At 70.5% G+C, this 11,103-nt stretch carries 9 protein-coding genes; 6 read left to right on the top strand and 3 right to left on the bottom strand.

The features are described from left to right. Together Q2100_RS25785 and Q2100_RS25780 are read left to right on the top strand one after the other, a co-directional pair. Positions 1–1,011 (top strand): aminotransferase-like domain-containing protein (locus Q2100_RS25785; RefSeq protein WP_302916353.1); only part of this gene is annotated, 1,011 nt, incomplete at its 5' end. Positions 1,012–1,046: 35 nt separating this feature from the next. Further along, positions 1,047–1,442 (top strand): GtrA family protein, encoded by a 396-nt coding sequence (locus tag Q2100_RS25780; RefSeq protein WP_302916355.1) that lies wholly within the window; start codon positions 1,047–1,049, stop codon positions 1,440–1,442. Between the two features lie 33 nt (positions 1,443–1,475). Here the strand turns inward: Q2100_RS25780 and Q2100_RS25775 are convergent, their stop codons facing one another. Genes Q2100_RS25775 through Q2100_RS25765 form a run of 3 tightly spaced genes read right to left on the bottom strand, consistent with a single transcriptional unit; the run spans position 1,476 to position 4,149 of the window. Further along, positions 1,476–1,784, bottom strand: coding sequence for a type VII secretion target (locus Q2100_RS25775; protein WP_302916352.1), 309 nt, complete (start codon positions 1,782–1,784; stop codon positions 1,476–1,478). Further along, positions 1,781–2,317 carry an LppA family lipoprotein gene (locus Q2100_RS25770; protein WP_302916351.1) on the bottom strand — a complete coding sequence of 179 codons (537 nt, stop codon included), beginning with the start codon at positions 2,315–2,317 and terminating at the stop codon, positions 1,781–1,783. Before Q2100_RS25770 ends, Q2100_RS25775 begins: the two co-directional genes overlap by 4 nt. After that, positions 2,314–4,149, bottom strand: coding sequence for an alpha/beta hydrolase (locus Q2100_RS25765; protein WP_302916350.1), 1,836 nt, complete (start codon positions 4,147–4,149; stop codon positions 2,314–2,316). The genes Q2100_RS25770 and Q2100_RS25765 overlap by 4 nt, the downstream gene beginning before the upstream one ends. Before the next feature lie 105 nt (positions 4,150–4,254). Between Q2100_RS25765 and Q2100_RS25760 the strand changes: the two genes are divergently transcribed. The 4 genes from Q2100_RS25760 to Q2100_RS25745 all read left to right on the top strand — a co-directional run. Further along, the gene (locus Q2100_RS25760; RefSeq protein WP_302916349.1) at positions 4,255–5,625 is read left to right on the top strand and encodes a decaprenylphosphoryl-beta-D-ribose oxidase; all 1,371 of its coding nucleotides are present in this window, start codon (positions 4,255–4,257) and stop codon (positions 5,623–5,625) included. Positions 5,626–5,748: 123 nt separating this feature from the next. Continuing rightward, entirely contained in the window at positions 5,749–6,531 is a 783-nt protein-coding gene (locus Q2100_RS25755; RefSeq protein WP_264014897.1) for a decaprenylphospho-beta-D-erythro-pentofuranosid-2-ulose 2-reductase, read from the top strand. Between the two features lie 35 nt (positions 6,532–6,566). Further along, positions 6,567–8,501 (top strand): galactan 5-O-arabinofuranosyltransferase, encoded by a 1,935-nt coding sequence (locus tag Q2100_RS25750; RefSeq protein WP_407667693.1) that lies wholly within the window; start codon positions 6,567–6,569, stop codon positions 8,499–8,501. Then, on the top strand, positions 8,494–11,103 hold a 2,610-nt coding region (locus tag Q2100_RS25745; protein WP_302916348.1), incomplete at its 3' end, for an arabinosyltransferase domain-containing protein. The genes Q2100_RS25750 and Q2100_RS25745, both read left to right, overlap by 8 nt.

Here is an 11,103-nt window from a genome sequence, read left to right as displayed (position 1 = left end):
GCGCCGACCGAGGCGCTGCGGATGGGCGACGCCCGCGGCAGGCCCGAACTGCGCGAGGCACTCGCCGACTACCTGGCCCGCGTGCGCGGGGTCCGCGCCTCTGCGGAGACGATCGTCGTCACCGCGGGCGTGCGGCACGGCGTCGAACTGCTCACCCGGGTGTTCTCCCGCGCATCGCCGGGCAGGCCGATCGCCGTGGAGGCCTACGGCCTCTTCATCTTTCGCGAGGCCATCGAGGCGCTCGGTGGGCACACCGTGCCGATCGGCCTCGACGACGACGGCGCCCGCGTCGCCGAACTCGACGACATCGACACTTCCGCGGTGCTGCTCACCGCGGCCCACCACAATCCGCACGGCATGCCGCTGCACCCGGCCCGACGCGCCGCCGTCGTCGACTGGGCGCAGCGCACCGGCGGGTACCTGATCGAGGACGACTACGACGGGGAGTTCCGCTACGACCGCCAGCCCGTCGGCGCGGTGCACAGCCTCGGCCCCGACCGCGTCGTCTACCTCGGCTCGGCCAGCAAGAGCCTGTCTCCGGCGCTGCGGCTGGGCTGGATGGCGCTGCCCGACGACCTCCTCGAGCCGGTGCTCGACGCCGCCGGCGGCGAACAGTTCTACGTCGACGCCATCGCGCAGCTCACCATGGCCGACTTCATCACCAGCGGCCGCTACGACCGGCACATCCGCCGGATGCGGCTGCACTACCGCCGGCGCCGCGACACGCTGGTGGAGCGGCTCGCCCCGTTCGACGTCGGCATCCGCGGGATGTCGGCCGGAATCAACCTGCTGCTCACCCTGCCCGACGGCACCGAACACGAGGTGCTGCACCGGGCCGGCGAAGCGGGCGTCGGCGTGGCCGGCCTGACCCGGATGCGGCATCCGCAGGCCGGCCCGGACGTGCCCGAACCGGACGGCATCATCGTCGGCTTCGGCACCCCTGCCGACCACGCGTTCCCGGCTGCGGTGGACGCGCTGTGCGGCGTGCTCACCGAGACGCTGCGGCCGTAGTCACCCCGTAAGCTGCCCGGGTGGCCGAACCCCCGATGCCGGCAGGCATGTCGCTGCGCACCCAGGTCTGGCGCTTCCTCGTCACCGGTGGGCTGTCCGCGGTGGTGGACTTCGGCCTCTACGTGCTGCTGCTGGAACTCGGTCTGCACGTCAACGTCGCCAAGACGCTGAGCTTCATCGCGGGCACCACGACGGCGTACCTGATCAACCGGCGCTGGACGTTCCAGGCGCCGCCCAGCCGGGCGAGGTTCCTCGCGGTGTGCGCGCTGTACGCCACCACCTACGTCGCGCAGGTCGGCATCAACTACGCGTTCTTCACGCTCTGGGAGGACAAGGCGTGGCGGGTGCCGGTCGCGTTCGTCATCGCCCAGGGCACGGCGACGGTGATCAACTTCGTGGTGCAGCGGACGGTGATCTTCCGCCTGCGCTGAGAGCGTAGCGACGCGGGGATGACTCCGGTTGCGTTAGTCGGTGCCGCCGACCGTGCTGTCCAGCGCCTCGCCGCCCTCGCGGTCCTGCTGGTCGTAGACGTCGGCCGCCGCGCGCAACTTGTCGCTGAGGCCGTCGAGGTCGGTGCGCAGCCGCTCGGCCTGCTCCTCCAGGATGCCGACGAACCTCGAGAAGCCCGGGGTGCCCGCCTGTTTCCACGCCGCCGTCTGACCCGAGATGCTGTCGGCCACTCCGGAGCGGCTCGACGACGCCTCCTGCGCCACGACGGCCATCTGGTCGGCCGAGCGGCGCACCTCGGCGGTGTCCACCTCGATCTCACTCACGGCGCACCCCCGCCGGCCTTCCGGCGGCAGCCGATGTAGCCCTTGATCAAGGAGGCCTCCTTCGATCCGATGCGCAGCGTGCGACCGTCCTCGCTGCTGATCTGCACGTCGTGGTTGCGCGACGAATCGACCATCGGCGAGACCTCGGTCAGGCCGGCCTCGGCCGCCACCCGCCGCACCGCGGGAAGCACCTGTGCCCACTGAGCGTCGTCGAAGGAGATGTCGGAGATCAGGTTGCGGGTGCTCAACGACAACCCCTTCTCCCCGGTGCCCTCCTGCGTGCAGTCGGTGGCGGACTCGGTGCGGTTCCATGTCCACGGCGCGCTCGCGGGCACCAGCCGGACCACCTCGTTCTTCACCCGCTCCATCAGGTCGAGCATCTGCGCCCTGGTCTCATCGATGTCGGGGAGAGCGTCGAGGCTTGTCACCGGAACCTCCTCAGTCGCCGTGGGGGATGTGCCGCCACCGTCATCGCCGCCGCCGCAGCCCGAAAGGAACAGCGCCAACAGCACGGCCGAGAGTCGCCTCGTCATCGCACCAACCTGTCGTCTCCGTTGTCGAGTGGGACGTCCGCCAAACCGCCCCCGATGATCGCGAGGTTGTACGCAGGCGTGCGCAATTGTGGCAGCTCGTAACCCGGCACCTCCACCGATCGTGGGTAATCGGAGTGGGTGACCGCGCCCGGCCGGGGCACACCGTCGTGGGTGACGGTGGCGTCCGACGACAGCTGTTCCAGCGGCAGTGTCAGCGGGTTGGGACCGAATGCGCCGAGGTCACCGGCCGACGGGTACGGGATCACTCCCCAGAGCTTCGGATCACCGGAGATCGGATCACCGGGCGCCGACATCACGTACGCGTGGCCGTCGGCGAGGAAGAGGTCCGACTCGTCGCCGATCGGCACCGGCGCCTGATACGGCACGTTGCCGTGGTACTCCGTCATGACCTCGTCGGTGAAGCCCAGGCCGGGCGACCCGTAGAAGGCGGCGTTGTCGACGACACCTGTCTCGCCGAGCTCGTTGAGCGCCTGCGCCGTGGTGAGCGACCCGTACGAATGGCCGAACGCCGACAGGTTCACCTCGGACCCGTGCTCGTTGGTGGCGTTGATGCCGCGGTAGAACTCCGCGAGGTCGGGCGCCGCCTCGTTGGCGCGGCGGTCGAAACCCGCCTCCACGATCGAGATGTCGTCGGCCTGCGGCGGTTCGTAGCCCAGCCAGGCGATGGTCGCCACCTCCTCGTTCCTCACCTGGGCGAGGTCCAGTTGTGCTCCGATCTCGGTGTGCAGCGCCTGGGCTTCGCCGACCATCCCGGGCATGCTGTCGAGCGTCGTGCCGACCCCGGGGGCCGTCACCGTGACGTGTTCGGCGGTGTCGGGATTGCCGACGGCGACCGCGGCCAGCGGTTCACGGCCCTCCGGGAACTCCAGCAGCATCAGGTATTTCGGCGGTTCGCCCTCGGTCTTCTGCGCCAATGAGTCCTTCAGGCCCCGCAGCTCGGCCAGGCGGCCCTCCTTCTGGGCCCTCATGTCGTCGTACTTGCGCTCCTGCAGGTAGCCGCCGGGACCGAGGCCGCCGTTCTCGCGAAGCCACTGGTCGCGGGGCGGCAGGCTGTCGACGTCGCGCTGCGCCTCGGCGATCTCGGCGTCGAGCTGGGCGACGTTGACCTCACTGCGCACCTCCACCGGCACCCCGTCCCGATCGCCGATCCACTCCGGGTGTTCGGCCTTGACCCTGTTCTGCTCGTCGGTCGACAACGCGTCCCACCACGCCTTGACGTCCTGCGGCGTGGCGGCCTCGCCCTCCGGCGGGGAGGGCGCCGACAGCCCGGAGTTGTCGCGGCCCTGCTGCTGCGCGCCTGCGAAGTCGGTGGCGCCGCCCGCGGTGATGTCGCCCTCGGACAGGTTCGTGAACACCTCCGCGCAGTCGGCGTCGATGTCCTGCGCCTGATGGATGAGGGCCTTGGCGCGGGCTTCCAGCGCCTCGGCGATCGGCGCGAGCTCCTCGCGGGTGTCCGGGGAGCCGTGGACGGTGACGTCGCCGTTGTCGGCGAGCGTCAGCATCCCGCCCTGCGCCGCGACCGCGGCACGGACCTCCTCCAGCTGCGACTTCAGCGTCGCCACCGCGGCGCTGGTCTCCTCGGCCAACTGCGCCACGGCGCCGATCACCGCCGCGTCGTCGAGCACCTTGCCCTTGCTCTCGCCGATCTTGCCCCGCGCGGCGTCGGCGGCGGGCGAATCCCAGCCGGGCAGGCGGGAGATCAGGTCGAGGTCGGTCGCCACGCCCTCGACCGTCTTGAGTTCGCCGGCGAGTTCTGTGGCGATGGAGTTGAGCGCACCGACGTTCCACGAGTCGATGTCGCTCAGCAGCATGCCAGGGCTCCCCACCTCGGTCATCGAGGTTACCGGCGCCGCCACCGGGGTCGGCGCACCAATTACCTGGCTGCGCCCCGCGGCGCGGGCGGTACCCTCGTCACGATGTCTGGGACGACTGGTGTGACGAGCAGAAGGCTGATGGGCTGGGCCCGTACGGCACCCTCCGTGGCCCGCGTGCTGTCCACCCCGGAGCCCGACGAGATCGCCAAGGCGGTGATCGAGGCCGGTGAGCGCGGCGTGATCGCCCGCGGCCTGGGCCGCTCCTACGGCGACAACGCGCAGAACGGCGGCGGCCTCGTCGTCGACATGAATGCGCTCAACCGCATCCACTCCATGGACTCCGACACCCACGTCGTCGACGTCGACGGCGGGGTGAACCTCGACCAGCTGATGCGTGCCGCGCTGCCGCTCGGGCTGTGGGTGCCGGTGCTGCCAGGCACCCGCCAGGTCACCATCGGCGGCGCGATCGCCTGTGACATCCACGGCAAGAACCACCACAGCGCGGGCAGCTTCGGCAACCACGTCCGCTCGATGGACCTGCTTCTGGCGAGCGGCGAGATCCGCACCATCACCCCGGACGGCGCGGACGCCGACCTGTTCTGGGCGACCGTCGGCGGGAACGGTCTCACCGGCATCATCCTGCGCGCCAGGATCGCGATGACGCCGACCGAGACGGCCTATTTCATCGCCGACGGCGACGTCACCGCCGGCCTCGACGAGACCGTCGCCTTCCACAGCGACGGCAGTGAGAACAACTACACCTACTCCAGCGCCTGGTTCGACGCGATCAGCGCGCCGCCGAAGCTGGGCCGTGCCGCCATCTCCCGCGGCTCGTTGGCGCGCCTGGACCAGCTGCCGGAGAAACTGCAGAAGAATCCGCTGAAATTCGATGCGCCGCAACTGCTCACGTTCCCGGACGTGTTTCCCAACGGGCTGGCGAACAAGTGGACGTTCGGGCCGATCGGCGAGCTGTGGTACCGGAAATCGGGCACCTACCGCGGCAAGGTGCAGAACCTGACGCAGTTCTACCACCCGCTCGACATGTTCGGTGAGTGGAACAGGGCTTACGGCTCAGCGGGTTTCGGTCAGTACCAGTTCGTGGTGCCCACCGAGGCCGTCGACGAGTTCAAGGCGATCATCGTCGACATCCAGCGCTCCGGGCACTACTCGTTCCTCAACGTGTTCAAGCTCTTCGGCCCGGGCAACCAGGCGCCGCTGAGCTTCCCGATCCCCGGCTGGAACGTCTGCGTCGACTTCCCGATCAAGGCCGGGCTCAACGAGTTCCTCAACGGCCTCGACAAGCGGGTGCTCGAATTCGGTGGCCGGCTCTACACGGCCAAGGACAACCGCACCACCGCGGAGATGTTCCACGCCATGTACCCGCGGATCGACGAGTGGATCGCGGTGCGCCGCAGGGTCGATCCCGACGGGGTGTTCGCCTCCGACATGGCGCGCCGCCTCGAACTGCTCTAGCTCGCGGCACCGGCGCCGCCGGGGCGGCGCGGACGGATATCGGGGCCCGCAGAGGCGGCACTGTACCCTCTTGACTGGCTTGTTCCGATCGATGACCCACCCTGACGCTGGGAGCTGTACTGCATGGTGCTCGACGCCGTTGGTAATCCGCAGACCATCCTGCTTCTCGGGGGCACGTCGGAGATCGGGCTGGCCATCTGCGAGCGCTACCTGCGCAATGCCCGCGCCCGCATCGTGCTGGCCGACCTGCCCGGGCACCCAGGCAAGGACAGGGCGATCGCCGCGATGACGGCGGCGGGCGCCCGGTCCGTCGAGTGGATCGACTTCGACGGGGTCGATACCGCAAGCCATCCCGGAGTCATCGAGGCGGCTTGGGGCGGCGGGGACGTCGACGTCGCGATCGTGGCGTTCGGTCTGCTCGGCGACGCCGAGGAACTGTGGCAGAACCAGCGCAAGGCGGTGCAGATCGCCCAGATCAACTACACCGCGGCGGTGTCGGTCGGCGTCCTGCTCGGGGAGAAGATGCGGGCACAGGGCTCGGGCCGGATCATCGCGATGAGCTCGGCGGCCGGCGAACGGGTGCGGCGGTCGAACTTCGTCTACGGCTCCACCAAGGCCGGCCTCGACGGCTTCTACCTGGGCCTCGGAGAAGCGCTGCGCGAGTACGGGGTTCGCGTCCTGGTCATCCGGCCCGGCCAGGTGCGCACGACGACGACCATGAAGCACTGGGAGGCCACCGGGGCCAAGGAGGCGCCGTTCACCGTCGACAAGGAGGACGTCGCCGAGCTGGCCGTCACCGCGTCGACGAAGGGCAAGGACCTCGTGTGGGCGCCGGGCATGTTCCGCTTCGTGATGATGGTGCTGCGGCACATCCCGCGGCCGATCTTCCGCAAGCTGCCGATCTGACGGTGGGCACGAGCGGCGCGACCAGGGTGTCGGCAGTGCGCAGCGCGCTGGCCGCACTCGGTCAGATGGCGGTCGCCGCGGTGATCGCCGTGCTGGTGTCGGTGGTGTCGCTGGTCGCGATAGCGCGGGTCGAGTGGCCCGCCTACAACTCGTCGAACCAGCTGCACGCGCTGACGACTGTCGGCCAGTTCGGTGCGCTGGCCGGACTGTTCGCCTCCATCTGGCTGTGGCGCCGCGGCCGCAGGCTGATCGCCGGGCCGGCGGCTCAGGTGTTCCTGGCCGCGTTCACCGTGGTGACGCTGGCGATGCCGCTCGGCGCGACGAAGCTGTACCTCTTCGGCGTCTCCGTCGACCAGCAGTTCCGCACCGAGTACCTGACCCGGCTCACCGACAGCGCCGCCCCGCACGACATGACCTACATCGGGCTGCCGCCGTATTACCCGTCGGGCTGGTTCTGGATCGGCGGCCGGCTGGCGGCGCTGACCGGGACCCCGGCGTGGGAGATGTTCAAGCCGTGGGCCATCACGTCGATCGCGATCGCGGTCGCGATCGCGCTGGCGCTGTGGGCGGCGATGATCCGCTTCGAGTACGCGGTGCTCGTCACCGCCGCGACCACCGCGGTGATGCTGGCCTATTCACCGGCCGAGCCGTACGCGGCGGTGATCGCCGTGCTGCTGCCGCCGGTGTTCGTGCTGGGCTGGTCGGGGCTGCGGGGGCGAAATCGAGGCCGCGGCGGGCAGGAACGACGGGGGTACCTCCCGGCCGAAGGCCAGGGGGCTGACCCGGGGAATCGACACGGCGGTTGGGCGGCGGTGGTGGGTGTCGGGGTGTTCCTCGGCGTTGCCGCGCTGTTCTACACGCTGTTGTTCGGGTTCGCCGCGTTCACGCTGGCCATTATGGGGGCGGCGCTCGCCGTGCACCGGCGCAGCTGGCAGCCGGTGCTGCGGCTGGCCGTGATCGCCGTGCTGTCCGGCCTGATCGCGCTGATCCACTGGGGGCCGTACGTGATCGCCGCGGTCAAGGGGTCCCCGGCCGGCACGGGGACGGCGCAGCACTACCTGCCGGCCGACGGCGCCCAGCTGTCGTTCCCGATGCTGAGCTTCACCCTGCTCGGCGCGCTGTGCATGGTGGGCACCGTCTGGCTGATCGTGCGCGCCCGCACTTCGGTGCGGGCCGGTGCGCTGGCCGCCGGTGTGCTGGCGGTCTACGCCTGGTCGCTGCTGTCGATGCTGACCACACTCGTCGGCACCACCCTGCTGTCCTTCCGGCTGCAGCCGACGCTGGTGGTGCTGCTCGCGGCGGCGGGCACCTTCGGCTTCATCGAGGGCGCACGCGGGCTCGCCGACAGCTTCTCCAGCAGGCGGCTACTGGCCACGGCGACGGCGCTGGGCGTGATCGGCGCGCTGACGTTCACCCAGGACATCCCCGACGTGCTGCGGCCCGACATCGCCGTGGCCTACACCGACACCGGCGGCGACGGACAGCGGGCCGACCGCCGCCCGCCCGGCGCCGAGAAGCACTACCGCGAGATCGACGAGAAGATCCTGCAAACCACCGGACGGCCCCGCCACGAAACCGTCGTGCTGACCGCCGACTACAGCTTCCTGTCCTTCTACCCGTACTACGGCTTCCAGGGACTGACGTCGCACTACGCCAACCCGCTGGCGCAGTTCGACCGGCGGGCGGACGCCATCGAGAGCTGGAGCTCGCTGACCGGCGCCGACCAGTTCGTCGAGGCGCTCGACGCGCTGCCGTGGGATCCGCCGACGGTGTTCCTGATGCGACACGGCGGCCCCGGCGGTTCGGCGGACAGCTACACGCTGCGGCTGGCCTCCGACGTCTACCCCAACCAGCCCAACGTGCGCCGCTACCAGGTGGCGCTCGACGCCGCACTGTTCGACGACCCCCGCTTCGAGGTCAGCGAGATCGGGCCGTTCGTCCTGGCGATCCGGAAACCGGTCGATGGCTGACACGGAAACCGGGCCACTAACATCAAGCCCCGTGGTCGGCAAGGCGGTGCGCAACGGTAACCACCGCACCGCGCGCATCATCGCGATCGTGGCCGGCCTGCTCGGCGCGGCGATGGCGATCGCCACCCCGCTGCTGCCGGTCGAGCAGACCACCGCCGAACTCAACTGGCCGCAGGACGGCGTGCTGCAGAGCGTCGACGCGCCGCTGATCGGCTACGTCGCCACCGACCTCACCATCACGGTGCCCTGCCAGGCCGCCGCGGGCCTGGTCGGTCCGCAGAACGCGGGCCGGACCGTGCTGGTGTCCACGGTGCCCAAGCAGGCGCCCAAGGCCATCGACCGCGGGCTGCTGATCGAGCGGGTGGACAACAACCTGCTGGTGATCGTGCGGAACACCCCGGTGGTCAGCGCGCCGCTGTCGCAGGTGCTGGGGCCGGACTGCCGGGAGCTGACCTTCACCGCGCACGCCGACAAGGTGACCGGCGAATTCGTCGGGCTGACCCAGGGCCCGAACGACGAGGACCCGGGTGCGCCGCTGCGCGGCGAACGCGGCGGCTACGACTTCCGCCCGCAGATCGTCGGGGTGTTCACCGACCTGTCCGGCCGCGCGCCACCCGGCCTGCAGTTCTCCGCGACCGTCGACTCCCGCTACAGCACCACACCCACGCTGCTGAAGACGCTGGTCATGCTGCTCGGCGTGGTGCTGACGGCGGTCGCGCTCGGCGCGCTGCACGTCCTGGACACCGCCGACGGGATGCGGCACCGGCGCCTGCTCCCTGCCCGCTGGTGGCGGGTGAAGCCGCTCGACGGCCTGGTCACCGCGGTGCTGGTGTGGTGGCACTTCGTCGGCGCCAACACCGCCGACGACGGCTACATCCTCACCATGGCCCGGGTGTCCGAGCATGCCGGCTACATGGCGAACTACTACCGCTGGTTCGGCACCCCCGAGGCGCCGTTCGGCTGGTACTACGACCTGCTCGCGCTGTGGGCGCAGGTCAGCACCACCAGCGCCTGGGTCCGGCTGCCCACGCTGGTGATGGGGGTGCTGTGCTGGGCGCTGATCAGCCGGGAGGTGATCCCGCGCCTCGGTCACACCGTCAAGACCAGCCCGGCGGCGGCGTGGACGGCGGCCGGGCTGTTCCTGGCGTTCTGGCTGCCGCTCAACAACGGGCTGCGGCCGGAGCCGATCATCGCCCTCGGCATCCTGCTGACCTGGTGCTCGGTCGAACGCGGGGTGGCCACCAGCAGGCTGCTCCCGGTCGCCATCGCCATCATCATCGGCGCGCTCACGCTGTTCTCCGGACCCACCGGCATCGCGGCCGTCGGCGCCCTGCTCGTCGCCGTCGGCCCGTTGAAAACCATTGTGGCGCGCCATGTCTCGCAGTTCGGCTACCTGGCGCTGCTGGCACCCATCCTGGCCGCGGCCACCGTCACGGTCATCCTGGTCTTCCGCGACCAGACGCTCGCCTCGGAGATCCAGGCCAGCTCCTTCAAGTCAGCGATCGGACCCAGCCTCAGCTGGTTCGACGAGCACATCCGCTACGAGCGGCTGTTCACCCTCAGCCCCGACGGCTCGGTCGCACGCCGGTTCGCGGTGCTCACCCTGCTGCTCGCCCTCGCGGTGTCGGTGGCGATGACGCTGCGCAAGGGCCGGATCCCCGGCACCGCGGCCGGTCCGAGCAGGCGCATCGTCGGCATCACGATCATCTCCTTCCTGGTGATGATGTTCACGCCGACCAAGTGGACGCACCACTTCGGGGTGTTCGCCGGGCTGGCCGGATCGCTCGGCGCGCTGGCCGCCGTGGCGGTGACAGCCGCGGCGATGCGTTCGCGCCGCAACCGGTCGATGTTCGCCGCGGCCGTGCTGTTCGTGATGGCGCTGTCCTTCGCCACCGTCAACGGCTGGTGGTACGTCTCGAATTTCGGCGTGCCGTGGTCGAACGCGTTCCCGGAGTGGAGATTCGGCTTCAGCACGATCCTGCTCGGGCTGGCGGTGCTCGCCCTGCTGGCCGCCGCCTGGTACCACTTCTCCGGCCGCGACACCTCACCCGAGGCCGGCGGCCTGCTGCAGTGGCGGCGGATCATCCAGTCCCCCTTGGCGATCGCGACGTGGCTGCTGGTGATGTTCGAGGTGGTCTCCCTGACGCTGGCGATGACCGACCAGTACCCGGCGTGGAGCAACGGCCGGTCCAACCTGGAGGCGCTGACCGGCAAGACGTGCGGGCTGGCCGACGACGTGATGGTGGAGCAGGACATCAACGCCGGGCTGCTGCAGCCGGTCGGCGTTCCGGTCGGTGCGGCGCTGGGGGCGGGACCCGCCCGGGGCTTCGGCCCCAACGGCATCCCGACCGACGTGTCCGCCGACCCGGTGATGGACCAGCCGGGCTCGGCCAACTTCGCCGACACTCCCGCGGACAGCGGTCTGGAGACCGACGGCGAGGCGGGAACCGAGGGCGGCACCACGGCGAGGGCGGGCGTCAACGGTTCGCGGGCCCGGCTGCCCTACGGCCTGGATCCCGCCCGCACCCCGGTGCTCGGCAGCTGGCGCAGCGGCACCCAGCAGACGGCCGCCCTGCGCTCGGCCTGGTACCGGCTGCCGCCG

Source organism: Mycolicibacterium arseniciresistens, from assembly GCF_030519285.1.
GTDB classification, from domain to species: domain Bacteria; phylum Actinomycetota; class Actinomycetes; order Mycobacteriales; family Mycobacteriaceae; genus Mycobacterium; species Mycobacterium arseniciresistens.
The sequence above is the reverse complement of the archived record's forward strand: the minus strand, read 5'-3'. Positions and strand labels throughout refer to the sequence as shown.